Source organism: Bifidobacterium pullorum subsp. gallinarum, assembly GCF_000741215.1.
Taxonomy (GTDB): Bacteria; Actinomycetota; Actinomycetes; order Actinomycetales; family Bifidobacteriaceae; genus Bifidobacterium; species Bifidobacterium pullorum_B.
Genome location: NZ_JGYX01000004.1, coordinates 16947 through 43013, shown reverse-complemented (window position 1 = coordinate 43013; position 26067 = coordinate 16947). Strand labels below are relative to the sequence as shown.

Annotated in this window: 23 protein-coding genes and 1 tRNA gene; 21 read left to right on the top strand and 3 right to left on the bottom strand. The window is 65.2% G+C overall.

What is annotated here, in order from left to right:
- The first annotated feature begins 105 nt into the window (after positions 1-105).
- The 13 genes from BIGA_RS05405 to BIGA_RS05350 all read left to right on the top strand — a co-directional run bounded on the left by BIGA_RS05405 (position 106) and on the right by BIGA_RS05350 (position 15874).
- Positions 106-1797, top strand: coding sequence for an ABC transporter substrate-binding protein (locus tag BIGA_RS05405; RefSeq protein WP_033507724.1), 1692 nt, complete (start codon positions 106-108; stop codon positions 1795-1797).
- A gap of 75 nt (positions 1798-1872) precedes the next feature.
- Entirely contained in the window at positions 1873-2865 is a 993-nt protein-coding gene (locus tag BIGA_RS05400; protein ID WP_033507725.1) for an ABC transporter permease, read from the top strand.
- 11 nt (positions 2866-2876) lie between these two features.
- A complete protein-coding gene (locus tag BIGA_RS05395; protein WP_237744067.1) occupies positions 2877-3815 on the top strand; it encodes an ABC transporter permease in 939 nt (312 codons plus the stop codon).
- A gap of 5 nt (positions 3816-3820) precedes the next feature.
- Positions 3821-4672 (top strand): ABC transporter ATP-binding protein, encoded by an 852-nt coding sequence (locus tag BIGA_RS05390; RefSeq protein ID WP_033507726.1) that lies wholly within the window; start codon positions 3821-3823, stop codon positions 4670-4672.
- Between the two features lie 11 nt (positions 4673-4683).
- Positions 4684-5505 carry an ABC transporter ATP-binding protein gene (locus BIGA_RS05385; RefSeq protein WP_188599645.1) on the top strand — a complete coding sequence of 274 codons (822 nt, stop codon included), beginning with the start codon at positions 4684-4686 and terminating at the stop codon, positions 5503-5505.
- Positions 5506-5595: 90 nt separating this feature from the next.
- Positions 5596-7215, top strand: a complete 1620-nt coding sequence (locus BIGA_RS05380; RefSeq protein WP_033507728.1) for a glycoside hydrolase family 43 protein — start codon at positions 5596-5598, stop codon at positions 7213-7215.
- 6 nt (positions 7216-7221) lie between these two features.
- Complete coding sequence (locus BIGA_RS05375; protein WP_033507729.1) at positions 7222-9189, top strand: right-handed parallel beta-helix repeat-containing protein; 1968 nt, start codon at positions 7222-7224, stop codon at positions 9187-9189.
- Positions 9190-9217: 28 nt separating this feature from the next.
- Positions 9218-10693, top strand: a complete 1476-nt coding sequence (locus BIGA_RS05370; RefSeq protein WP_051917112.1) for a carboxylesterase/lipase family protein — start codon at positions 9218-9220, stop codon at positions 10691-10693.
- A 41-nt stretch (positions 10694-10734) separates the two neighbouring features.
- The gene (locus BIGA_RS05365; protein WP_033507730.1) at positions 10735-11862 is read left to right on the top strand and encodes a glycosyl hydrolase family 8; all 1128 of its coding nucleotides are present in this window, start codon (positions 10735-10737) and stop codon (positions 11860-11862) included.
- A 25-nt stretch (positions 11863-11887) separates the two neighbouring features.
- Positions 11888-13768, top strand: a complete 1881-nt coding sequence (locus BIGA_RS05360; protein WP_051917111.1) for a sialate O-acetylesterase — start codon at positions 11888-11890, stop codon at positions 13766-13768.
- Positions 13769-13796: 28 nt separating this feature from the next.
- Entirely contained in the window at positions 13797-14996 is a 1200-nt protein-coding gene (locus BIGA_RS05355; RefSeq protein ID WP_033507732.1) for an iron-containing alcohol dehydrogenase, read from the top strand.
- Positions 14997-15009: 13 nt separating this feature from the next.
- Positions 15010-15222: an SDR family NAD(P)-dependent oxidoreductase gene (locus tag BIGA_RS09515; protein WP_152596034.1), complete on the top strand. Its 213-nt coding sequence runs from the start codon at positions 15010-15012 to the stop codon at positions 15220-15222.
- 31 nt (positions 15223-15253) lie between these two features.
- Complete coding sequence (locus tag BIGA_RS05350) at positions 15254-15874, top strand: sugar O-acetyltransferase (protein ID WP_033507733.1); 621 nt, start codon at positions 15254-15256, stop codon at positions 15872-15874.
- Positions 15875-15883: 9 nt separating this feature from the next.
- On the opposite strand, the gene BIGA_RS05345 is transcribed toward BIGA_RS05350, so the two are convergent.
- Both BIGA_RS05345 and BIGA_RS05340 read right to left on the bottom strand, forming a co-directional pair.
- The gene (locus BIGA_RS05345; RefSeq protein ID WP_033507734.1) at positions 15884-16783 is read right to left on the bottom strand and encodes a nucleoside hydrolase; all 900 of its coding nucleotides are present in this window, start codon (positions 16781-16783) and stop codon (positions 15884-15886) included.
- Positions 16784-16894: 111 nt separating this feature from the next.
- A complete protein-coding gene (locus BIGA_RS05340; protein WP_033507735.1) occupies positions 16895-18424 on the bottom strand; it encodes a xylulokinase in 1530 nt (509 codons plus the stop codon).
- A gap of 182 nt (positions 18425-18606) precedes the next feature.
- On the opposite strand from BIGA_RS05340, the gene BIGA_RS05335 reads away from it, so the two are divergent.
- The 6 genes from BIGA_RS05335 (at position 18607) to prmC (ending at position 23288) form a co-directional block, all read left to right on the top strand.
- Positions 18607-19830 (top strand): ROK family transcriptional regulator, encoded by a 1224-nt coding sequence (locus BIGA_RS05335; RefSeq protein ID WP_033507736.1) that lies wholly within the window; start codon positions 18607-18609, stop codon positions 19828-19830.
- A gap of 174 nt (positions 19831-20004) precedes the next feature.
- Positions 20005-20619 (top strand): ECF transporter S component, encoded by a 615-nt coding sequence (locus tag BIGA_RS05330; RefSeq protein ID WP_033507753.1) that lies wholly within the window; start codon positions 20005-20007, stop codon positions 20617-20619.
- Between the two features lie 43 nt (positions 20620-20662).
- A tRNA-Ile gene (locus BIGA_RS05325) sits at positions 20663-20736 on the top strand.
- A 180-nt stretch (positions 20737-20916) separates the two neighbouring features.
- Entirely contained in the window at positions 20917-21129 is a 213-nt protein-coding gene (gene rpmE, locus BIGA_RS05320; protein WP_033507737.1) for a 50S ribosomal protein L31, read from the top strand.
- A gap of 111 nt (positions 21130-21240) precedes the next feature.
- Positions 21241-22329 (top strand): peptide chain release factor 1, encoded by a 1089-nt coding sequence (gene prfA, locus BIGA_RS05315; protein WP_033507738.1) that lies wholly within the window; start codon positions 21241-21243, stop codon positions 22327-22329.
- Positions 22329-23288 (top strand): peptide chain release factor N(5)-glutamine methyltransferase, encoded by a 960-nt coding sequence (gene prmC / locus BIGA_RS05310; protein WP_033507739.1) that lies wholly within the window; start codon positions 22329-22331, stop codon positions 23286-23288. Before prfA ends, prmC begins: the two co-directional genes overlap by 1 nt.
- Here the strand turns inward: prmC and BIGA_RS05305 are convergent.
- The gene (locus tag BIGA_RS05305) at positions 23276-23977 is read right to left on the bottom strand and encodes a sugar O-acetyltransferase (RefSeq protein ID WP_237744066.1); all 702 of its coding nucleotides are present in this window, start codon (positions 23975-23977) and stop codon (positions 23276-23278) included. The two genes, prmC and BIGA_RS05305, sit on opposite strands and share 13 nt — an antisense overlap.
- A gap of 171 nt (positions 23978-24148) precedes the next feature.
- Between BIGA_RS05305 and BIGA_RS05300 the strand changes: the two genes are divergently transcribed.
- Positions 24149-24808, top strand: a complete 660-nt coding sequence (locus BIGA_RS05300) for an L-threonylcarbamoyladenylate synthase (protein ID WP_033507740.1) — start codon at positions 24149-24151, stop codon at positions 24806-24808.
- Positions 24805-26028, top strand: coding sequence for an MraY family glycosyltransferase (locus BIGA_RS05295; protein WP_081929504.1), 1224 nt, complete (start codon positions 24805-24807; stop codon positions 26026-26028). Before BIGA_RS05300 ends, BIGA_RS05295 begins: the two co-directional genes overlap by 4 nt.
- Positions 26029-26067: the final 39 nt, after the last annotated feature.

Genomic DNA, 26067 nt, shown 5'->3' with positions numbered 1-26067 from the left:
ACTAAACTTATGCTGTAAATTGTTTCGAGAGAAGAAATCGAAATGTCGGACTATTTATAGCGAATAGCCCGAACCTTCTCAATTCCACAGCAAAGGAGTTCGAAGATGAACACAAAGAGATGGCGAAAGGCGGCGGCCCTGGCCGTGGCCGGCCTGATGACGCTGTCGATGGGGGCATGCGGCGGCGATGGCGGCGGCAGTCCGCAGTCCGACCAGGTCATTATCAATAGCGTGATGAACTCGTCTTCCCAGGCGTCGCTGAACTACAACCCGTTCTCCCCGACGGCCCTTTCCGGCGTGGTCGGCGCCCTGTACGAGCCGCTGTTCTTCATGAACAACCTCAAGGACGACCCGACCCAGCTCGAGCCGCTGATGGGCGAGTCCTACACGATCAGCGACGACGCCAAGACCATCGACGTCAAGATTCGCGAGGGCAAGAAGTGGTCCGACGGCGAACCCTACACCGCCGAGGACGTGGCCTACACCTTCAACCTGGTCGATTCCAACGCCTCGCTGAACACCAGCGGCTTCGCCGGCACCGCCGAGGCACTGAGCGACACCGAGGTCCGCATCACCCTCGACAAGTCCGAGTCGGTGAACGCGCTGTCCTACCTGTCCGGCACGATGATCGTCCCGAAGCACATCTGGGAGAACATCGACGATCCGGTGACCTACACCAACGAGGACGCGGTCGGCTCCGGCCCGTTCACCGTCGAAGGCGGCAACTTCTCCCCGACCGCCTATACGTTCATGAAGAACCCGTACTACTGGGAAGACGGCAAGCCCGAGGTGGACGGCGTGCGCTACGTGCTGATCACCGGCGGCACCCAGGCCTCGCAGAACGCGCTGACCGGCGGCGACGTCGATTGGATGTCGGCGATCTTCCCGAACATGGACCAGGTGCTCTCCGGCTACCCGGACATCGCGACCGTCGACGTGCCCTCCAGCCAGATGGCCTTCATGACCTGCTCGAACGCCGACCTCGGCTGCACCGGCCCGATCACCGATCCGGCGGTCCGTAAGGCCATCTACTACGCGCTCGACCGCGACCAGATCAACAAGCTCGCGCTGAACGACCAGTACAGCGAGCTCGCCGGCTCGCTCTACCCCTACGGACAGTTCACCAAGTACATGTCCAAGGACGTCCCCGATTCGCCCATTCCGGGTGAGGCCCGCGTCGACGAGGCGACGAAGATCCTCGAGGACGCCGGCTACACCAAGGGCGACGACGGCATCTACCAGAAGGACGGCGTGAAGCTGAGCATCGCCGTGGCGGTCCAGAGCGACTACTCTGACTGGATCAACACGATCAACGTGGCGGCCCAGCAGCTCAAGGAGGCCGGCATCGAGATCCACGCCGACCAGATGTCCTCCAACGAATGGACCCAGGCCATGCAGCAGGGCGAGTTCGAGATGTCGGTCTACGGCCTGTGGGTCGCGGGCGCCGAACCCTGGATGTTCTACAACCAGTTCTATGCGACCAACTCCACCGCCCCGGTCGGCGAAAGCGCCTGGCCGAACTACGCCCGCTATAGCAACCAGACCGTCGATGACGCGCTCAACGTCATCAACGGCACCACGGACGTCAACGTGAAGACCGAGGAGTACGAGAAGATCCAGAACCAGGTGTTCCAGGACATGCCGTACATCCCGATTCTCCGCCAGTCCGGCCTCACCGAGATGTGGACCGACAAGGTGACCGGTTGGCCGACGAACGACAACGTCTACGCCAATCCCCAGACCTGGGCCAACCCCGACCTGGGCATCGTCCTGAAGAACCTCAAGGTCAAGCAGTGATCTGAGCGTTCGAACCACCGGTGCGCGGCGCCGCCGCACGGAGCCGCGCACCGTTTTCGACCAAGTGAGGCAACAATGAAGTTCTACCTGAGAAAGATAGGATTCTACCTGGTGGCGTTGTTCGCGGCGCTGACGTTGAACTTCGCCATCCCGCGCATGATGCCCGGCGATCCCGTCGCGGCGGTGCTGAACAGGCTGGCGTCGCGCGGCGGCACCGTGGCCCCGGAGACTAGGGCGGCGGTGACCGCCATGCTCGGCCAGGACGGTGGCAACATCATCCAGCAGTACATCGACTACCTGAAGAACATCTTCACCGGCAACTGGGGCGTGTCCGTCCTGTACTTCCCCAATCAGGTGACCACGTCCATCGCCTCGGCCCTGCCGTGGACCATCGCGCTGGTCGGCACCACGACGGTGATCTCCTTCTTCATTCAGCAGGCGCTCGGCATCTGGGCCGGATGGAGGCACGGCGGCGTCTTCGACAACATCGTCTCCCCGGTGGCGACGGTGCTGCAGTCCGTCCCGTACTTCTGGCTGGCGCTCATCTTCATCTGGCTGTTCGCCCGCATCCTGCACTGGTTCCCGCAGGCAGGCGGATACAACTACAGGGAGGTCGTGCCGGGACCGACGCTGGACTTCTTCCTGAGCGCGCTCGAATACGCGGCGCTGCCGGCGCTGACCATCCTGATCAGCTCACTGGGCATGGGCGTCGTCGGCATGCGCAACATGATGGTCTCCACGCTGTCCGAGGACTACATCGTCACGGCCGAGGCCAAGGGCCTGAGCCCGCGTCGCGTCATGATGTGCTACGCGGCCCGCAACGCCGTGCTTCCCTCGATCTCTGGCTTCGGCACGTCGATCGGCGCCGTCGTGGGCGGCTCACTGCTCACCGAGCAGGTGTTCTCCTACCCGGGCGTCGGCCAGATGCTGCTGCAGGCCGTGCAGAGCAACGACTACGCGCTGATGCAGGGCATCTTCCTGATCATCACGGTGACGGTCCTGGTGGTGAACCTCATCATCGACCTGCTCTACGGCATCATCGATCCGCGAACCCGGCAGCAGAACTGAGGTGAGAGGCAATGTCTGAAACGAATACCGCCACTTCCGCCGCGAAGACCGTCGTCCCCAAGCGGCGCCATCCTATCTGGGATTCAGTCAAGAGGGTGCTGCCCGAGCGGTCCCCGAAGCTGATCGTCGGCCTGACCATCGTCGGCCTGATGGTGCTTTTCGCCATCGTAGTCCCAATCTTCACTAAGGACCCCAACAAGATCAACGACATCGGTCTGTCCGCGCCGTCCGCCCAGCATTGGCTCGGCACCACGCAGTCCGGCCAGGACGTGTTCACCCAGCTCGGCTACTCGGTCCGCGGCTCGCTGACCATCGGCTTCTCGGTCGGCATCATAGCCACCGCGATGTCGTTCATCTTCGGCGTGCTCGGCACCTACATCGGGGGCATCTGGGACGATCTGTTCTCCCTGATCACCAACATCATGCTGGTGATCCCCGGTCTGCCGCTGACCATCGTGATTGCCGCGCTGATGCCGAGCAAGGGCACCATGATGCTGGTCATCGTCATCTCGATCACCGCGTGGGCCGGCTCGGCCCGCGTGCTCAGGGCGCAGACGCTGTCGATGCGCGGCCGCGACTACGTGCTCGCCGCGAAGATCGCCGGCGAACGCCCGTGGCGCGTGATCACCGTCGAGATCCTGCCGAACTTGCTGCCGGTCATCGGCTCGCAGTTCGTGTTCGCCGTCATCATGGCGATCCTGAGCGAGTCGTCGCTGTCCTTCATCGGCCTGGGCTCGACCTCCTCGTACTCTCTGGGCACGATGCTGTTCTATGCGCAGAACGGCTCGGCGCTGAACACTGGCGCCTGGTGGTGGTTCCTGCCGCCGGGCCTGATGATCGCCATCATCGGCGCGGGCCTGTCCTTCATCAACTTCTCCATCGACGAGGTCATCAACCCGCGTCTGCGCAAGACCTCCTCGAAGAAGAACAAGGGAAAGAAGAAGAGGTGAGTGTGATGACGACACAAGATCCCAACGTCCTGCTCACGGTCAAGAACCTCGATGTCATCTACGACACCGACACCCCGGTGCACGCCGTCCAGAACGCGAGCTTCGAACTGCGCCGCGGCGAAATGCTCGGCCTAGCCGGCGAATCGGGCTGCGGCAAGACCACGCTGGCCTACAGCATCAACCAGATGCTGAAGGAGCCCGGCAAGATCAACTCCGGCACGGTCATCTTCCATGACAAGTCCGGCACTGACATCGACATCCGCAAGTTGTCCGGCAAGGCGCTGCGCGAGTACCGATGGGAGAAGACCTCGATGGTGTTCCAGGGCGCGATGAACTCGCTGAGCCCGGTGACCAAGATCGAGAAGCAGCTCGCTGACATCTACAAGACGCACCGTCCGGACATGCCGAAGACGGAGCGCCACGACCGCTGCGCCCATCTGCTGGAGATGGTCAACGTTGATCCGAACCGTCTGGCGGCGTGCCCGTTCGAGCTGTCCGGCGGCATGCGCCAGCGCGTGATGATCGCGATGGCGCTGGCCCTCGAACCGCAGCTCATCATCATGGACGAACCGACCACGGCGCTCGACGTCGTCGTGCAGCGCGAGATCATCGAGGAGATATCGGAGCTGCGCCGCGAGAAGGGCTTCTCCGTCATCTTCATCACCCACGATCTGCCGATGCTGCTCGAGATCACCGACAAGATCGCGGTGATGAAGGATGGCGTCATCGTGGAACAGGGCGTGTCCGAGGATGTGTACTTCAACCCGCAGCATCCGTACACCCAGCGGCTTCTGAGCTCGTTCCCGTCGCTGACGGGAGACCGCGGCTCGTTCGTCCGCGTTCCCCGCAAGAAGTGAAGGGAGCAGCAATGTCAGTACTGAAACTTGACCACGTCAAGAAGGACTTCAAGCTCCGCGACGGACTGAAGACCACCACCATCCACGCGGTGAAGGACGCGACGTTCGAACTGCCGTCGGACAAGACGATCGCGCTGGTCGGTGAGTCCGGATCCGGCAAGTCGACCATCGCGAGGATGATCACCTGCCTGGAGACGCCTACGTCCGGCACCATCACGCTGGACGGCGAGCCAGTCCCCACGCACGGCAGGAAGCTGTACGAGTACCGTCACAACGTCCAGATGGTGTTCCAGGACCCGTTCGCCTCGCTGAACCCGTACCACACGATCTTCCATCACATCGCCCGTCCGCTGATGCTCAACCATCTGGCGAACAGCCGCGAGGAATACGAACAGAAGGTCATCGAGCTGCTCGAGCGAGTGGAGCTCACCCCGGCGACGAAGTTCATGTACCGCAGGCCCCACGAGCTGTCCGGCGGCCAGCGCCAGCGTGTCGCCATCGCGCGCGCCCTGGCGCCCCAGCCCAAGGTACTCATCGCCGACGAGCCGGTGTCGATGCTGGACGTGTCGCTGCGGTTGGGCGTGCTGAACCTGCTCTCCCGCATCCAGCAGGAGGAGCACATCGGCATGCTGTACATCACCCATGATCTGGCGACCGCACGCCACTTCTCCGACGAGATCATGGTGATGTACCATGGCGACATCGTCGAGCACGGTCCCGCCGACGACGTGATCCTCCACCCGCAGCAGGAGTACACCAAGGTGCTGCTCGCCGCCGCCCCGGACCCGGAGAAGCATTTCGCGAAGGTCCGCGCGGAACGCGCCCGTCAATGACGGCAACCGGGCCGGCACCGGTCGCGTGCCGGCCCTTTTCCAACGCCGCGTCCCGGGAGGGCCGACGCGGCCGTACCAAAGGATTCAATGATGAAGATTTCCAACCCCGTGCTCACCGGCTTCCACGCCGATCCCTCGATGATCCGCGTCGGTGACACTTACTACATCGCCAACTCCACTTTCGAATGGTTCCCCGGCGTGCAGCTGCACGAATCCAAGGACATGGTCCACTGGAACCCGCTGCCCGCCGCGCTGAACACCACCGAGCTGCTCGACATGCGCGGCAACTCGGCCTCCGGCGGCATCTGGGCTCCGGACCTGAGCTACGCCGACGGCAAGTTCTGGCTGATCTACACCGACGTGAAGGTCGTCAACGGCGCGTTCAAGGACTGCACCAACTACCTGGCCACCACCGAGGACATCCACGGCCCGTGGTCCGGTCCGATTCGCGTCAACGGCGTGGGCTTCGACGCCAGCCTGTTCCATGACGACGACGGCCGCAAGTACCTGGTGCAGCAGACCTGGGATCACCGCGAGTACAAGCATGCGTTCCACGGCATCACGCTGACCGAGTTCGACGTCGAGACGATGCAGCTGAAGCCGGAGACGGCCCGCACGATCTGGATGGGCGACGACGTCAAGCTCGTCGAGGGCCCGCACCTGTACAAGATCAACGGCTGGTACTACCTGTTCGCGGCCGAGGGCGGCACCGTGTGGACCCACCAGGAGGTCGTGGCACGCTCCCGCACGCTCGATGAGCTCTCGTTCGAGGCCTCGCCCACGAACCCGTTCATCACGAATTTCGACACCCCGCGCAGCTACCTGCAGAAGCAGGGCCACGGCGCCCTGGTGGACACCCCGTCCGGCGAATGGTACTACGCCTCGCTGTGCGGCCGCCCGTGGCACCACGAGACCGAGTCGTTCACCGACCCACGCGGCTGGTGCACGCTGGGCCGCGAGACCGCGATCCAGAAGGTCGAGTGGGACGAGGACGGCTGGCCGTACATCGTCGGTGGCCATGGCGGCGAACGCTACGTGGAGGCCCCGAAGGACGCAATCGAGACGGTTGCGCCCGAGACCCGCGACCAGCACGACGAGTTCGAGTCCGATACGCTCGACCCGCGTTGGAATACGCTGCGCGTGCCGTTCGACGCGAAGATGGGTTCGGTCGGCGGCGGCAGCCTGAGGCTGATCGGACAGGGGTCGCTGTGCAACACCTTCGACCTGTCGCTGGTGGCCCGTCGCTGGCAGGCGTTCGACTTCGACGCCGAAACGTGCGTCGAGTTCGACCCGAAGACCTATCAGGCGATGGCCGGTCTGACGAACTACTACAACGACCAGCACTGGTCGTGGGCGTTCGTCACGTATGACGAGGACCGCAAGTGCCGCGTGATCGAGGTGGCGCAGAACGACCGCAACAACTACACCTCGTTCCTGCGCGAGAACGCCGTGGTCGTTCCCGAGGGCACTGAGCGAGTCTGGCTGCGCGCCAAGGTGCGCACCCAGTGGTACACCTATGAGTACTCGTTTGACGGCCAGACCTGGACTGAGCTGCCGGTCAGGCTTGACGCGAAGATCCTCTCCGACGACTACGTGAACCAGACGTACGGCGGCTTCTTCACCGGAGCCTTCGTGGGACTGGCCGCGGTCGATTACTCCGGATACGGCGAGGTGGCCACCTTCGACCACTTCGACTACAAGGAACTCTGAGGCACAATGGCATTCGAGTATCATGTGCGTCCCGACGGCGACGACCTCGCCGTCGGCGACGTCCTGCACCCCTTCGCCACGATCTCCAAGGCCGCGGCCGTCGCCCGGCCCGGCGACACTGTCATCGTCCATGACGGCGTCTACCGCGAGCAGGTCGACCCCGCCCATCGCGGCATCAGCGACCTCGAGCGCATCACCTACCGCGCCGCCGACGGCGAGCATCCGGTCATCAAGGGCTCGGAACGTATCGACACCTGGGTGCGCGACCGCGGCGACGTATGGCGCGTCACCCTGCCGAACACGTTCTTCGGCGACTTCAACCCGTATCGCGAGCCGATCTTCGGCGACTGGCTGAACACCCCGGACCACCGCGTCGACAAGCCGAAGCATCTGGGCGACGTCTATCTCAACGGCCGGTCGTTCTACGAAGTCACCGACCCCGCGGAGCTTGACGACCCGCAGGTGCGCACCACGGTGGTCGACAACGCCCTGCAGGTCGTCCGACCCGTCGACGACCCCGATCAGACGCGCTACGTATGGTATTGCGAGGTCGACGAGCATGCCGGCGAGACCACGATCTGGGCGAATTTCCACGGCGCGGACCCGAACGTCGAACTCGTCGAGATCAATGTGCGCCGCAGCTGCTTCTTCCCGTCGCGCACGCATATCGACTACATCAGCGTGATCGGCTTCGAGATGGCGCAGGCCGCCTGTCCGTGGGCGCCGCCCACCGCGCCGCAGATCGGCATGGTCGGCCCCAACTGGGCGCGCGGCTGGGTCATCGCGGACAACCACCTGCACGACGCGAAATGCTCGGCGGTCTGCCTCGGCAAGGAGGAATCCACCGGCGACAACGAGTGGTACCGCACCGAACGCAAGACCGGCTATCAGTACCAGCTCGAAGCCGTGTTCAAAGGACTGCGCATCGGCTGGTCCAAAGGCGTGGTCGGCGGACACCGCGTGGTCGGCAATACGATCCATGACTGCGGGCAGAACGCCATCGTCGGTCATATGGGCTGCGCGTTCAGCACGATCAGTCGCAACCACTGCTACCGCATCGGACTCAAGCGTGAGTTCTTCGGCTGGGAGGTCGCCGGCATCAAGTTCCATGCAGCCATCGACACCGTGATCGACCACAACGACATCCATGACTGTTCGCTGGGACTGTGGCTCGACTGGCAGGCGCAGAACACGCGCGTCAGCGCGAACGTGTTCCATCACAACGTGCGCGACACGATGATCGAGGTCTCGCACGGTCCTTGCCTGCTGGACAACAACGTCTTCGCCTCGCCGTGCACGATCCAGAACTTCTCACAGGGGCTGGCGTTCGTCAACAACCTGGTATGCGGGACCATCGACCTGCATCGCGTGATGGACCGGTCCACGCCGTACCACTTCCCGCACAGCACCGAAGTGGCCGGCTGCGCGTTCGTTTCGGGCGGCGACGACCGCTACCGCAACAACCTGTTCACCGCGCCCTGCGGCGCGGATGACTGTCCGGGCCTGGCCGCGCTCGATGCCTATGCCGGGTACCCGACCTCGCTCGACGGGTACATCCGCAGCGTCCACGAGGCCGTGGCCGAAGGCGTGCAGGGCGGCGGCGACCCGTATCCGGTCCAGCCGTTGTACGTGGGCGGCAATGCCTACTGCGGCGTGCAGACACCCGATCAGGAACCCGATGCGCTTCATACCGAGGAACCGGTCTCGGTCCAGGTCGAAGAGACCCCGGAGGGCGTCGTCGTCACCGTCGACGTGCCCGCGGCCGTGGCGGCCCGACGTGAGTCGGTCGTACGCACCGCCGATCTCGGCACGCCGCGCATCGTCGAGGCGCTGTACGAGAACCCGGATGGTTCGCCGATCACGTTCGACGCGGACATCACCGGCGAACGGCGCGACGGCCCGTCCGTCCCTGGCCCGTTCGTCGCGCTGCATGCGGGCGTGAATCGTTTCGTATGCGCGAGGCGCACGGTCTGATTTCCGCAGCTAAGCAAAGGAACCGAACATGTTACGAACCGTGCAAACCGCGCTCGGCCCGGTCGAGGGTCTTGCCGCCCCCGAACCCGAAATCACCGTGTTTCGCGGCATCCCGTTCGCGGCGCCGCCCGTAGGTGATCGGCGGTGGCGAGCGCCGCGGCCCGTCGAACCGTGGCCGGGGACGCTGGCGGCGTACGACTTTGCCCCCGCATGCCCGCAGCCTACGCCGGGCGGTTCGAACGAGTTCTATGACCGGGAATGGGGCACCGACCCGGCCATAGAACTCAACGAGGATTGTCTGTATCTGAACATCTGGACCCCCGCGCTACGTGGCAACAGGCGGGATACGCGGGTGGTCGCGGACCATCCGCTGCCGGTGATGGTGTGGATCCACGGCGGCGCCTACCAGACCGGATGCACCGCAGAGAAGGAATTCGACGGCTCTGCCCTGGCGCGCCGTGGCGTGGTGGTGGTTTCCGTCGGCTACCGGCTCAATGTGTTCGGATTCCTGGCGCACAACCGCTTGCGCGAGGAGGCCGAGGCCCGGCATGATGATGAGCCCTACGCGAACTTCGGTTTCCTGGACCAGCGAGCCGGCATCCGATGGGTGGTCAAGAACATCGCCGCGTTCGGCGGTGACCCGGAGAACATCACCATCTTCGGGCAATCCGCCGGGGCCGGCAGTGTGTTGGCGCAGATCTGCTCGCCGCTGAACCGCGGCCTGTTCCAACGCGCCATCATGCAGTCCGGTGCTGGGCTGGGGATGTTCAACCGCCATCAGCAGAGTCTCGAGTACGGTCACCGCACCGCGGAGCGCCTGTTCGAGGCGTTGGGAGTCTCCTCGCTCGACGAGGCACGGCAGGTGCCGGCCGCCGAACTGCTCGCCGCCGCGGAAGCGTTGCCGGTGCCTCCCGAATCCGGCCGCGAGGGCGACTGGTCGATGATGGTCAACTGGGTGCCCTGCGTGGACGGACGGTTCATCACCGACCAGTATGCGCGGACCATCGCGCGCGGAGAGCAGAACGAGGTCGAGATCCTGCTGGGCAACACCACCGGTGAATTCATGGAAACCGACGCCGACGGCACCCTGCTGCCCGCGGGCGAGGTCGGCAACCTCAAACTGATTGCCGAGTGGATCCGCGGCGGCCGCAAGGCGCCGTACTACTACCGGTTCGACGTGGCCATGCCCGGGGACGACGCCGGCGCGTTCCACTCCTCGGAGTTGTGGTTCTCGTTCGGTACGTTGGCCACCTGCTGGCGGCCGTTCGTCGGATGGCACTACGACCTGTCACGCCGGATGGTCGCCTACTGGACGAACTTCGCCGCCACCGGAGACCCGAACGGTCCCGACACGGACGGCACGCCGCTGCCGGAATGGACACGGTACGCCCCGTTCGGCGGCGACGCCATGCGGCTGGGTCAGCGGACCCGTATGATTCGCGACTGGAGCACGAACGTCGAACGCAACGCGTTGTTGCAATGGGGTGGCGCAGCAGCCGACTGAACCACGAGAACACAGGAATCACGAATACAAGGAGAACGACAATGACCGATCACGACGCTTCCGAGACCAGCCTGTTCGAACAGTGCGGCTACAGCCGCGAGGCCATCCAGGCCCGCCTGGAGCGCAACTGGTATGAGATGTTCGAAGGCCCGGACAAGATCTACTGGGAGAACGACGAGGGCCTCGGCTACGTGATGGACACCGGCAACCACGACGTGCGCACCGAAGGCATGAGCTATGCGATGATGATCGCCGTGCAGTACGGCCGCAAGGACGTGTTCGACAAGCTGTGGGGCTGGGTCATGAAATACATGTTCATGACCGAGGGCTTGCACAAGGGCTACTTCGCCTGGTCCGTGAACCCCAGCGGCGTGCCGAACGCCGACGGCCCGGCCCCGGACGGCGAGGAATATTTCGCGATGGATCTGTTCCTGGCCGCCGCGCGCTGGGGCGATGGCGAAGGCGTGTACGAGTACTCCCGTCACGCCCGCTCGATCCTCCACACCTGCGTGCACCGGGGCGAGGATGGCGAGGGCTACCCGATGTGGAACCCGGAGAACCATCTGATCAAATTCGTCCCGGAGACCGAATGGACCGACCCCTCGTACCACCTGCCGCACTTCTACGAGGTGTTCGCCGAGCGCGCCGACGAGGCCGACCGTCCGTTCTGGGCGCAGGCCGCCAAGGCGAGCCGCGAGTACCTGGTCACCGCCTGCCACCCGCAGACCGGCATGAACCCCGAATACTCGAACTACGACGGCACGCCGCACGTCGACGAACGCGACCACTGGCATTTCTACTCCGACGCCTACCGCACCGCCGGCAACATCGGGCTGGACTGCCTGTGGAACGGCGTCGTGCCGGAACTGTGCGATGCGAATGCGCGTCTGCAGCGTTTCTTCCTCGAACACGACCGCACCTGCGTGTATGCGATCGACGGCACGCCGGTGGACGAGACCGTGCTGCACCCGGTCGGCTTCATCGCCGCCACCGCCGAAGGCTCGCTCGCCGCGATGCACTCGCAGGAGCCGGACGCGCTCGACAACGCGATCCGCTGGGTGCGCCTGCTGTGGGACACCCCGATCCGCACCGGCACGCGCCGCTACTACGACAACTTCCTCTACGCCTTCGCGTTCCTGGCGTTGGCGGGGGAGTACCGCACCTGGTGAGGTGCCGAGAGAAGGAGGGGTGGATATGACTGTGGAAAATACTTGGAGCTTGAATCCCCTCTTCGGTGAGGGATGCGTACTGCAGTCCGGTATGCCGGCGAACGTGTGGGGCGTCGGCGAACCAGACCGACGGATCGAGGTGCGTGTGCATGGCACCGCCGCCACCGCGACGGTCGGTGACGATGGAGCCTGGCGCGTGCAGCTGGATCCGCTGGAGCCCGGCGGCCCCTACCGGCTGGAGGTGCGGGTCGACGGCGGCGACGAACCGGTGATCGCGCACGACGTCTACGCGGGCGAGGTGTTCGTCTGCGCGGGGCAGTCGAACATGGAATACCAGATGGAATTCCTGCGCTGGCGTTACCCGTCGGAGTATGCGCGCGAACCCGACCCGCTGCTGCGCCACTGCAAGGTCCCCGTCCGGTTCGACTTCCACGGACCGCGGCGCGACTTCGACGAACCGGTACGCTGGGTCGGTGCGGCCGCCGACACGCTCGACGAGTTCACCGGCGTCGGATATTTCTTCGGACGCATGGTTCGTGCATGGCTCGGCGTACCGGTCGGTCTGCTCAACATCACGCTCGGCGGCTCGCCGATCGAATCGTGGATGGACGAGGAGACGCTCGCCGCGTGGCCGAAGGCGCTCGCCGACCTGGAACCCTATCGCGACGACGAGGTGGCCCGCACCCGCAGCGAGGAGAGCATCGCCGCAATGAACCGCTGGTATGAGGACCTGCGGATTCGCGAGGCCGAAGCCGGCCAGGAGGATTGGGGACACGGTACGCTCGAGCTGCCCGTGTTCTTGAAGGACGCCGATCCGAGGCTCGCTGGATTCCGTGGCGTAATCCATCTGCGCCGCACGGTCACGTTGCCGGCCTACGCGGCTGGGCATGCGGCGGCGCTGCACCTTGGCGCCATGGTCGATTCCGACGAAACCTCGGTCAACGGTGTCAAGATCGGCCAGTCCGAGCACCAGTACCTTTCCCGCGACTATATGGTGCCCGAAGGCGTGCTGAAGGCCGGACGCAACGAGATCGACGTGCGCCTGGTCGTCGAACACGGCACAGGCCGCGTGACGCCAGGCAAGCACATGCACCTCGACATGGGCGACGACTCCTACGATCTCGACGGCACCTGGACCTACGCCATTGGCGCGCGGGTGGACACGGACTGCCCCGGTGAGGACTTCGTGCGTTGGAAACCGCTCGGTCTGTACAACGGCATGACCGCGACCTGCGCCGGTTACGCCGCACGCGCCGCGCTGTGGTATCAGGGCGAGTCGAACACCGGCGACGTGGCCGACGACTACGGCCGCATGCTGGCCGCGATGATTGGATGCTGGCGCAGGGCATGGGGGCAGGAACGGCTGCCGTTCCTCATCGTGCAGCTGCCGGTGTTCTCCATCGACGGCGTGGAGGACGGTGGTTGGCCACTCGTCCGCAAACACCAGTGGGAAGCCTCCAGCCTGATCGAGGATGTTGCCACCGTGGTGACCCTTGATGCCGGCAATTGGAACGATTTGCATCCGTGGAACAAGAGTGTGGTCGCGGATCGTCTGTTCGCCGCGGCGCAACGTGTTGTATATGGCAAGGACGACGCACCGCGCTCGCCGGAGTCGATTGACGTTCGGCTGGCTGATGGACGGCTGACCATCACCTTCGACGATGGCACCGGCGATTGCGGCTTGGACACATTAGACGGCGCAGATCCAGGCGAGTTCGAACTGGTTTGGGAGGACGGCTCCCGGCAAGCAGTGCCGGCGAGCATCGACGGCAACACCGTAGTCATCGCCGTGCCGTGGCGCAGACCGACGGCAGTGCGGTATGCGTGGCGCAACGCTCCGAACCGTGGATTGCTGTGCGGGTCGAACGGTCTGCCGGTTCCGCCGTTCGCCGAACCCATCGCATGACGTAACCGTTCGTGAAAGAAATGAACGCATGAGAAACTTCATCTTCCACAATCCCGTCAAGATCTACTTCGGTGAAGGCCAGGCCGTGCATGTGGCAGAGGAGGCCAAGTCGCGCCCTGGAGCCGTGCTGCTGGTCTACGGCGGCGGCTCGATCAAGCGCAACGGCGCCTATAACGACGTGACGGCCGCGCTGCGCGAAGCCGGCAACGAGGTCATCGAACTGTCCGGCGTGACGCCGAACCCGAGGCTCGACAAGGTCCTCGAAGGCGTGAAGCTGGTCAAGGAGCATGGCGTGTCCCTGATCCTGGCCGTCGGCGGTGGTTCGGTCATCGACTGCGCCAAGTTCATCTCGCTCGGCTCCGGCCTGGGCGAGGACGAGGACCTGTGGGACGACTATGTCGAAACCGGCAAGCCCGCCCCTGAGAACCTCGTGCCGCTCGGCGTGGTGCTGACCACGGCGGCCACCGGCTCCGAGATGGGTGACGCGGCCGTGCTCACCAACTGGGCCCGCAACCGCAAGCTCGGCTACACGTCCTTCCCGCTGACGCCGAAGTTCTCGGTGCTCGACCCGACCTACCTGCTCACCCTGCCGGACGAGCAGACCACCTACGGGTTCGTGGACATGTTCTGCCACACCTGCGAGCAGTATTTCTCGCTGCCTAGCGACGACAACCTCTCCGACGAGATGGCCGAGGCCATCCAGCGGCACATCCTGCGCTCCTGGCGCGCCTGCCGCCGCCATCCGCGCAGCTATGAGGCCCGCGGCAACGCGATGTGGGATTCCACGCTCGCGCTCAACCGAGTCATCTCGCGCGGCAAGGAGGAGGACTGGGTCACGCACGGCATCGAGCATGCGCTGTCCGCCTACTTCGACATCCCGCACGGCGCTGGCCTGGCCGTGGTGCACCCGCACTGGATGAAGTACGTGTACGCCTCCCGCCCCGAAGCCACCGCCAGGTTCGCCCGCTGGGCCGTCAACGTGTGGGGGGTGGACTCCACCGGCAAATCCGAACGCGAGGTGGCCGAGGAAGGCATCGAACGCTACGTCGATTTCCTGCGCCTGGTCGGCGCCCCGCTCACGCTCCCTGAGGTCGGCATTCCCTCCGATTCGGCCACGCTGGACAAGCTCGCAGACCATGCCGGCGAGGTCGGCGGCTCCTACCGCCACATCACCCGCGATGACGCGCGCGCCATCCTCGCATCCTGCGTGACGTCGGTCGTGTTCTGAAAGGATCTATGAGATGGGACGACTTGATGGACGTCTGTGCGTGATCACCGGCGCCGGACGAGGCATTGGACGCGCCGTGGCACAGCGCTTCCTGGATGAGGGTGCCGAGCTGGTGGTGGCGAATCGGCGCGCACCTGCGCCGATGTGCGGGTGGAAGGCGAGCCGTGGATGGATGCGCGGTGAAACGACGCCATCCGTCGGGAATCGGCCCGACAATGGTGGCTGAATGCCGTCGATATGGAAAGGATCGTCAGCTCATGACCGTTGACCTCAACACCCTGTTGGAAACCGACGACGATGTGCGTCGCTTGTTCGAAGGGCGTCCGATGCAGTACCGCAAGTCAGAATCGTTGCCCGACCTGACCTGGCAGGCGCAATCGACCTGCGACCGCATCAACCGCGTTTTCTTCGAGGACCAGGCCGAGGCGATGCGTCTGTTCCATGACCTGGTGCCGGGCGCTGGGGACGGTGTCGACTTCCGACCCCCGATCAATCTGGATTACGGCATCGGGTTGACGATTGGCGACCGCACGTTCATCAACAAGGATTTCCTGATCGTTGGCGGCGGATACGTCGAGATTGGTTCCGACTGCCTGATCGGGCCGCGATGCACGATCTGCACTCCGAATCATGCATTGGACGCGAAGACCCGGCTGGACGGCTGGGAGCACACGATGCCGGTGCGCATCGGTTCGAACGTGTGGCTGGGCGCGAACGTGACGATCTGCCCGGGCGCCGTCATCGGCAACAACTCGATTATCGGCGCCGGATCGGTGGTCGTGGGCGACATTCCCGCGAACTCGATCGCGGTCGGCAATCCGTGCCGTGTCATCAAACCGCTGCCGGACCACGATCCGGCGTTCGCCGAAATCGAATAGCGGATGGCGTTACTGCTGAGCTTGCGCGAACAGTGCGAGCTTGGCAAACAGATCGCCTAGTGTGAACCGGCTGTCCACCGTGTCGTAGAGTCGGACTGTCGGGCGTGAGGCGTCGAATCGGGACACCGTGTCAGCTCCGATGATGGGAGCTGACACGGTTCGGAACCGGCCGCAATCGGGTTTGATGGCCACCGCCACGGCGGGGCAGTCGCCCAACGACCAGCCGTCACCGCACGTCCATGCGGCCACATCGCTGTTGTTGTAATCGACGAGTTGCTGGAACAGCCAACGCCCGAGTTCGCCGCACGGACGCACCCGCATGTCCAATTCCGCGATGCTCACGTTCATCGTGGAATACGCCGAAAGCGGGATGATCCACATCGCCACGCCGCTCGAAAGCACCTCGTTGCCGGCGGTGATGTCGTTGCCGGCGTTGAACTCGCGTATCGCCTCACGTTCGGGATCGGCGTTCTGGGTGCCGATCCATACCACCGTCATGCGGCGTGCGATATCGGGTCGCACCCGCAACGCCTCCGCCACGTTGGTGATGGCTCCCAAGCAGAGTACGAACAACGGGTGATCGTCCTCGCGCAGCGCCTCGTCGATGATGAACGCGGCCGCTTCGGACAGTGGGGGACACATCTCGCTGGGACTGCCGATCGGACCATCGTGGCCGCGCATCACCGGAACGTCCGAGCCAATCAGATCTCGTACGTGTACGGCGACGTTCGCGGACCGTTCCATGCTGCCGGATTCGGCGAAATGCTCGGCGCAGATCGCCTTGACGATGAACTTCGGGGTGAGCAGCGCCTGCGCAATGGCGAAGGGGTCGTCGGCCTCGCACCCGGCGTCCGTGTCGATGATGACACGGATTCGCTTGTCGTCGCGGACGGTGTAATGACCTATCATCAAAAACTCCTGAATCAGCATATCCGAATTATGCTGGATTTTCAACGCATGCGGCCTGAACGAGGAAATGGATTCCTTCGTCCAGGCCGCACAGATTGGTGTCAGATGCAATCAGCCGCGCCAGCGCACGTACTGCTCGTACACCTGCGGGGTCGGCTCGCCAGTCAGCGTGGTCTCGACCTTGACCGGCCACGCCGGCGGCTCCGCTTCGCCGGACAGCACCCAAGCGGCCTGACGGGCGGCACCGATCGCCACATACTCGTCGGTCTCCGGCAGCTCCACGTCCATGCCGAGGATGGCGGGGGCCAGTGCACGCACGGCCGCGGACTTGGCGCCGCCGCCGATCAGCAGGATGCGCTTGACGTCCACGCCCAGGCCTTTGACCAGCTCGAGGCAGTCGCGCTGCGAGCACAGCAGGCCTTCCACGAACGCGCGGGCGATGTTCTCGCGCTTGGTGTTCGCCAGCGTCATGCCGTACAGTGCTGCAGTGGCATCCGGACGGTTCGGGGTGCGCTCGCCGTCGAAATACGGCACCAGGGTGATGCCGCCGGCACCCGGCTCCGAGGCGGCGGCCAGTTCGGCCAGCTCGTCATAGTCCACGCCGAGCGCAGCGCGTCCGGCATCGGAGATGCGCGAGCCGTTGATCGTGCAGGCCAGCGGTAGCCAGTGACCGGTGCAGTCGGCGAAGCCGGTGACCGAGGCGGTCATGTCATAGGCCGGGATGGGGGAGATGGCTGCGGCCACGCCCGAGGTGCCCAGCGAGATGCTCACGTCGCCCACGCCCATGCTCAGGCCCAGCGACGCCATCGCATTGTCTCCGCCGCCGGGGCCGATCGGGCAGCCGCCCTCGACGTCCTTACCCGCGATGGCCGGATCGGCGACGTCGCCGGTTTCCGTCGGGCCGAGCACGCGCGGCAGCACGATGTCAGCGGTTTCCTCTTCGCTGCGGCCGAGAGCCATGGCGAGCAGATCGCGGCGGTATTCGTTGGCGGTCGCGTCGAAGTAGGCGGTGCCGGATGCGTCGGAACGATCGGTGAACAGCGCGTCCAGATTCGCCTTCAGTTCCTCGGCGGTCGCATCCTCGCCCATCGGGCCGTGGCCTGCGATGCGCCAGCTCAGCCAGTCGTGCGGCAGGCAGATCGCGGCGATGCGTTCGGCGTTCTCCGGTTCGTTCGCGGCGACCCACGCCACCTTGGTGATGGTCAGCGAGGCGACCAGCGACGAGCCGACCGCCTTGACCCAGCGCTGACGGCCACGCATCGTCGGATCGTCGGACAGGTCGTCCTCGCTGCCGTCGGCGGCCTTCTCGGCCTCGCCGAGGCGAGCGATGAGCACGTCGGCGTTGGTGGCGGAACGGGTGTCGTTCCACAGCAGCGCGTCGCGGATCACGCGGCCGTGGTCGTCGAGCAGCACCATGCCGTGCTGCTGTCCGCCGACCGCCAGCGCGGCCACGTCGTCGAGCCCGCCGGCCTGCTCTGCCGCCTCCTGGAACGCCTGCCACCAGGCTTCGGGGTTCACGCTGGTGCCATCGGGATGCTTGGCCTGTCCGAAGCGGACCATCTCGCCGGTAGCGGCATCGGTGACGCGCACCTTGGTCGACTGGGTGGAGGTGTCCACGCCGGCCACCAGAACTCTGCTCATTGTGCCTCCTTGCAACATGCCGCCGAAACGGTGCTCCGACGGCGTTTGTCCGAATTACGGTTCCATCATACCCAAATAGTTAGACGAATGAACTATACTGGTGTGTGTACCATTCACATTGCGGTGGGAGGCACGCCAGAGGCGATGAAGCACCAAAGCACATAACGAGGAGGGTAGCCGACATGGCAGCATTGCGGCGAATCAACCAAGACGACCTGCGCAACCACAACCTTTCGGTGGTGATTGACACTCTGCTGCGCACCACCGAGCCGTTGAGCCGTGCCGAACTGGCCAAACGCACCGGACTGACCAAGGCCACCATGTCGCTGCTGGTCTCCATGCTCGTCGACGACGGCGTGGTGCGCGAAGGGGAGCCGAGCGTGCAATCGTCGTACGGCCGTCCGAGCACGCCGCTGCTTATCGCCGGGGGGCGGTACTGCGGCATCGGCCTGCAGGTGAACACGGACGGCTACGGCGTCATCGTGCTGGATCTGGACGGCACCGTGATCTCGGAGCGGTGGGTCGATGCGGACATCTCGGCCCCCGACGCCGACGAGGTGTTCGCGGAACTGGATGCCTTGGCAATGGAACAAGAGGCCCTGCTCGCCGAACGCGGATGCACGGTGGCCGGGGCGGGCCTCGCGCTGCCGGGTCTGGTGACGGGCAACATGCGTCTGCTGATGGCCCGCAACCTGGGGTGGGAGCAGCTCGACCTCACCCGGTTCGACGTGATGCGGCGTCTGGACGTGACCGCGGGCAACGAGGCGAACATGGCCGCGCTCGCGCAGATCCCCGGATACGCCATGCGCCGCGACGGCGACGGCATCGTGGGCCCCTCCGAATCGTTCATCTATCTGTCCACCGACGTCGGCATCGGCGGCGCCGTGGTGCGCAACGGCCACGTGGAGATCGGCGACCATGGCTTCGGCGGCGAACTCGGCCACACGTCGGTGGAACTGCGCGGACCGGTGTGCCGGTGCGGGCGGCGGGGCTGCCTGGAGACGTACGCGGGACGGCGCGCAATGGTGGAATCGGCGGGCATCGCCAGCGGCTCCGCCGCGGCGCGCCACGAATCGGTCGACGAGCTGATCGACCGGTGGTGCGCCGGCGACGTCAGGGTGGCCGCCGTGGTGAACAAGGCCATCGAGGCGATGGTGTCCTCCATCGCCTCGGCAATCAATGTGTGCGACATCGAAACGGTGGTGCTGGGCGGCGTCTGGTCGCAGTTCGGTTCCGAGATCGCCGTGCAGATGCAGAGCGCGTTGCAACGGCAGGTGCTGGGATACCCGGAGGTCCGCGCCAAGGTGCTGATGGCCGACGTCACCTCGCGCCCGGCGCTGGTCGGCGCCGCCGCGATGGGACTGCGGCATTTCGTCGACGACCCGATGCGATTCGTGTCCGCCTGATACAGTGGCTCGTGGCGTCCCGCCCGAGCTGCGCAGGTCAAGGGGCGCCTGCACCGCCGGCTTCGTGCGGGGCGTCCGATACCGTGCGCAGCCATGAGGGAACAGGAGCATCCCATGGTCGACCGTACCGATTCTTCAACCGACAACATCATCACCACCACCGAACCGTCGCCCATGGGGCAGTCATCCAAGCCGGAGAACCGCCGTTGGCGGTGGACCGCGGCGGACATCGCTGTGGGCGCGGCATTGGGCGTGGCCTGCGGGCTGGTGTTCTGGGGGTTCAACTTCGCTTACGCGTGGCTGTCGCCGATCATCGGCGGCATCCTGCCCGGACTGGCCAGCGTGCTGCACCCGCTGTGGTACTTCTCCGGCACGCTGGCGGTGATCATCCTGCGCAAGCCGGGGGCGGCGGTGTATGTGAACCTGGTCGGCAGCGCCGCCGAGATGCTGCTGGGCAACCAGTTCTCGTTCGGGTTCGTGTTCGCGTCCGCGGCGCTGCAGGGCGTGTTCTCGGAACTGCCGTTTGCGCTCACCCGTTACAAGGTGTTCAACCTGCCGATCTCCATGGCGTCCGGCGTCTTGGTGGCCTTGGAATACGGCGTGTATCTGATGTTGTTCCGGTATCAGGGCGTGGCGTTCCTCAGTGCGCGCGGCATCGTGCATATGGTCAGCGAACTGGTCGGCGGTGTGCTGATCGCCGGCGTGATGAGCTGGTACCTGTACCGTGCGATCGCCGCCACGGGCGCGCTCGACCGCTTCGCCTCGGGGCGTGCGCGGTTCGCCGCGTAACGTCCGGCTGTTTGCTATAGTGGTCACGTTGGTTTCCCAACGTGGGGCTGTAGCTCAGTCGGTTAGAGCATCGGACTCATAATCCGCCGGTCCAGGGTTCAAGCCCCTGCGGCCCCACTCGCCAATCAGCGAACCACCCGACTCCGGAATCCGCTGGCCCGGAAGGCAGACGGCTCGCCGTCCGTATGTGGTGCGCATCGGATCTGTCCGTGCCTGTGCATACAATCCCATAGGTTCCGGTTCACGCCAGCCATAGGGGCAAGCGACCCGGGTCCCCCGAATTCCTTAGGAGACACCATGAAGCAGGGTATTCATCCCGATTATCATGCCGTTCAGGTCACGTGCTCGTGCGGCAACACCTTCGTCACCCGTTCGACCTACAAGGGCGAAGCCATGACGGCCGACGTGTGCTCGAAGTGCCATCCGTTCTACACCGGCAAGCAGAAGATCCTCGACACCGGTGGTCGCGTGGCCCGTTTCGAGAAGCGTTACGGCAAGCGCAGCAAGTAGCTTCCTCAACGCCAGCCCCGGCAGGCTCGGCGCGCTTCGGCGTGCCGCCGCGGGACTGGCGTTGTTGTATATCCGCCAATACATATCGAATCGAACGGAGACGAGCAGCACATGGCAGACGAACAGTTCCCCGCGGCGCAGACCGCGTTGGAGGAATACCGCCGCATCGAGCAGGAGATGAGCCAGCCGGAGGTCGCCTCCGACCCGGACAAGATGCGCAAGCTGGGCCGCCGCCACGCCGAGCTCGGTTCGATCGTGTCCGCATACACCGCCTACCTGCAGGTGCGTGACGATCTGGAGGCCGCCCGTGAGATGGCCTCCGAGGACCCCGATTTCGCCGAAGAGGCCCGGCGGCTGGAGGCGGAGCTGCCCGCCGTGCAGGAGAAGCTGCACACGGCGCTGATCCCGCGCGATCCGGACGACGCACGGGACACCATCATGGAGATCAAGGCCGGCACCGGCGGCGAAGAGGCCGCGCTGTTCGCCGGCGACCTGCTGCGCATGTACCTGCGGTATGCGGAGAAGCGCGGCTGGACCACCACCATCCAGAGCGAGAACCGCACCGAGCTGGGCGGCATCAAGGACGTGCAGGTGGCCATCCGGGCCAAGGGCACGCCGGCTCCTGAGGACGGCGTGTGGGCCAGCCTGAAATACGAGGGCGGCGTGCACCGCGTGCAGCGCATCCCCGTCACCGAATCGCAGGGACGCATCCAGACCTCCGCGGCCGGCGTGATCGTGTTCCCCGAAGCCGACGACGACAACGACGAGATCGAGATCGACCCGAAGGACCTGAAGATCGACATCTTCATGAGCTCCGGTCCGGGCGGCCAGTCGGTGAACACCACGTATTCGGCGGTGCGCATGACGCATATCCCGACCGGCATCGTGGTGAGCATGCAGGATGAGAAGTCGCAGATCCAGAACCGCGCGGCCGCACTGCGCGTGCTCAAGTCGAGGCTGCTGGCCATGAAACACGAGCAGGAGGCAGCCGAGGCCGCCGACCTGCGTCACTCCCAGGTGCGTTCGCTCGACCGCTCCGAACGCATCCGCACCTACAACTTCCCGGAGAACCGCATCGTCGACCATCGCACGAACTACAAGGCCTACAACCTGGATCAGGTGCTCGACGGCGACCTGCAGGCCGTCATCGACTCCGACATCCAGGCCGACGAGGCCGAGCGCCTCGCACGCCAGAGCTGATGAACGTCGAACAGGCCATCCGTCGCGCGGCGGCCACGCTGCGCGACGCCGGTGTGGACACCCCCGAACATGACGCCAAACTGCTGCTGGCCGAAGCCTGCGGTTGCAGTCTCAGCGACGTGGACAAGGCCATGCTGCTGGGGAAGTCGATTGCCGCCCTTGCGGAGGAACACTCCGCGGAAGGCGTTTCCCCCGCCCCCTCCGTAGAGGGGGTTCCCGAGCGGCGTTTCGACGCCATGCTTGCCCGTCGTGCAGCACGGGAGCCGTTGCAGTACATCGTCGGCCACGCCCCGTTCCGCTACCTCGACCTCGCCGTCGGCCCGGGCGTGTTCATCCCGCGGCCCGAAACCGAGCTTGTGGTGCAGGAGGGGCTGGATTGGTTGGCGGTGCAGCGCATCACCGCGCCGCGCGTTGTCGATCTGTGCGCCGGCAGCGGTGCGATCGGCCTATCGATCGTGACCGAAACCGCCGATGCCGAGGTCTGGGCGGTCGAGCTCAGCGAACGCACCGCCGCATGGACTCGCCGCAACGCCGAAGCCGTATTGGGAACGGCCAGAACTGGCTCCGGCATAGACGGTCGGTACCACCTGGTGCTCGGGGACGCGACCGACCCCGATACGCTCGCCGAACTGGACGGCACCGTGGATCTGGTGGTCACCAATCCACCGTATGTGCCCGAATCCGAGATCCCCGAACAACCCGAGGTCCGCGATCATGATCCGCAGTTGGCGCTGTACGGTGGCTCTCCGGATGGCCTGCTGATTCCCGGACGCATCATCGACCGAGCTGCCGCGCTGCTGCGCCCGGGCGGTCTGCTCGTCATGGAACATGACATCAGCCAGGGTGCCGCGCTGGTCGCCTACGCGCAGGCCCACGGCTTCAACCACGCCCGCACCGGCCGGGATTGGACAGCACGGCCCCGGTATCTGGTCGCCCGGCGTGACGACTATTGCGCATAGTCCTGCAGCGCGGAGGCGTCGGCGTCGGTGATCGTGCGGATCACCCGCGCGGGATTGCCCACCGCCACCGAATGCGGCGGAATGTCCTTAGTCACCACGGCGCCGGCTCCGATGACGCAGCCTTCGCCGATGGTCACGCCGCCCAACACGGTGACATTACCGCCGAACCAGCAGTTCGAGCCGATGACGATCGGCCTGCCGTATTCGTAGTCGTATGTCGAGCCGTCCGCTGCCTTGCGCACGTTGCGGTCCTGCCAGCGCAGCGGATGCATCGGCGGCAGCAGGGACACGTTCGGGCCGAACAACACGTCGTCGCCGATGGTGACAGGCGCGCAGTCGAGCACCGTGAAATTGAAGTTGGCGAACACGCGATCGCCCATCGTGGTGTGCACGCCATAGTCGAAGAACACTGGCCCCAGAACGTCCAGATCCTCGCCATGGTGGGGGAGCAGCTCATCCAGCACGGCGGCCCGGGCCTCATGATCGCCGCGCGGTAGCGCGTTGAACCTGGTGCACAGGTCGCCAGCGCGTTCGCGCAATGCCGACAGCTCCGGGTCGGCCGGGTTGTAGAGCTTGCCGTCCATCATCTCCTCGCGCTCCGAGCGGCGGGGCGTGCGCAGTTCGACGGGAGGCATCTCGCCGGAGGACGGTTGCGGGGTGTGCTGAGGGGTGTGGGGTGCGCGGTCCATTGGCGTCCTTTCCTAGATGGTATGAGGTTTGAGGTGCGCGTTGCTGGTTGCATGTGCTGCCCTTGGACGCCGGTTGCCGTTGGGACGGCGACCGTGCCCGGGGCCTGTTGCTCGTCGCATACCGATGGTGCAATAGTAAGGTTGTAATGAGGACGTAAACGGGAGGTGCCGATGAGTGCGATTCGCAAGGTCGATGACGATTCCCTTGCCGAGGCCGCTGAAATCATTCGCAACGGCGGTCTGGTGGTGGTGCCGACGGATACGGTATACGGAGTGGCCTGTGACCCGTTCAATGCCAAGGCCATCGACCGTATCTATGAGATCAAGGGTCGTCCGCGGTTCAAGGCGCTGCAGGTGCTGCTGTCCTCGATCGAGGAGCTCGATGCGCTGGGCCTGGATTTGCCGGTGCCGTTGAACCGTCTGGCGGCGGCGTTCCTGCCGGGCGCATTCTCCCCGATTGCGGTGGCCCGCGAGGATTGCGCACTGGGGACGGTGCAGCAGACCCCATCGGGTGCGCGCACGCAGGGCATCCGCATCCCCAATTCCGCGTTGAGCCTGCGCATTCTCAAGGCCACCGGTCCGTTGGCCGCCTCGAGCGCGAACCGCTCCGGCGGCGAAAGCGCGCAGACCGTCGAGGAGGCCGAGGCCGCCTTGGGCGGCGCCGTGGATCTGTATCTGGACGGCGGCCCGACGCAGGGGCATGTGTCCAGCACCGTGGTGGCCGCCGACCCGTTGGCACGTGACGGGATCGCCATCCTGCGCGAGGGCGTGATCCGCGAGCCGGTGATCCGCAAGGCGCTGATCGTGAACGGTGGAGGTCTCGGCGCATGAGGGTCTACCTGTTCATCGCCGCGATCGCCGGCGGTGCCACGTTCCTGCTCACCCCGTTGATCCGCCATCTGGCCATTCAGATTGGTGCGGTCGGCAAGGTGCGCGCGCGTGACGTGCATACGATTCCCACGCCGCGTATGGGCGGCCTGGCCATGATGCTGGGGTTCGCGGTGGCGATGCTGTTCGCCAGCCACATTCCGTTCGTCAGCGGGCTGTTCCAGAACAATCACCAGGCTTGGGTGGTGCTTGCGGGGGCGGTGGCGATCTGCCTGCTGGGCATGGCCGACGACCTGTGGGATCTGGATTGGATGTTGAAGATGGCCGGCCAGCTGCTGATCGCCGTGTTCGTGGCGTGGGGCGGGCTGCAGATCATCTCGCTGCCGATCGGCTCGCTGTTCGCGGCCTCGCCGACGTTGTCGATCGCGATTACGGCGTTCCTGATTGTGGTGTCGATCAACGCGGTGAATTTCGTGGACGGCCTGGATGGTCTGGCGTCCGGCATCGTGGCGATCGGCGGCATCGCGTTCGCGATCTACTCCTATATCATCGCCCGTTCCTCGCCGTCGTACGCGTCGATGGCCACCCTGATCGACGTGGCGATGGTGGGCATCTGCGTGGGCTTCATCCTGCACAACTGGCATCCGGCCAAACTATTCATGGGCGACTCCGGTTCCATGCTGCTCGGATACCTGATCACCTGCGCGTCGATCATCATGACCGGTCGCTTGGATCCGGCGTCGATCCACACCAGCATCTACCTGCCGGTGTTCATGCCGATCCTGCTGCCGGTGCTGGTGCTGTTCCTGCCGGTACTGGATATGTGCATGGCGATTGTGCGGCGTCTGCGCAAGGGCCAGTCGCCGATGCACCCCGATCGTATGCATCTGCATCACCGGATGCTGAAGATCGGCCACTCGGTGCAGGGGGCCGTGCTGATTCTGTGGGGGTGGGCCGCGCTGATCTCGTTCGGCTCGATCATGATCCTGTTCTTCCCCGCGCGGTTTGTGGCGATCGGTTTCGCGATGGCGGTGGTGCTGCTGACCGTGGCCACGATGTACCCGTATCTCAAGCATCGCATCCCGGAATTGCGTGCGGAGAACGCGCGGCTGGAGGCGGCGCGACGGGCGGCTGCGGCGGGCGGACCGAAGGCGTCCGATGGCGATGGCGACGGTGCGTCCGCCGGCGTCGGCACCGGGGACAAGGCCGGGGTTTCGGACTGACGGCGGCACCGGAAAACAAGGTGACGGGCCGCGGCGACA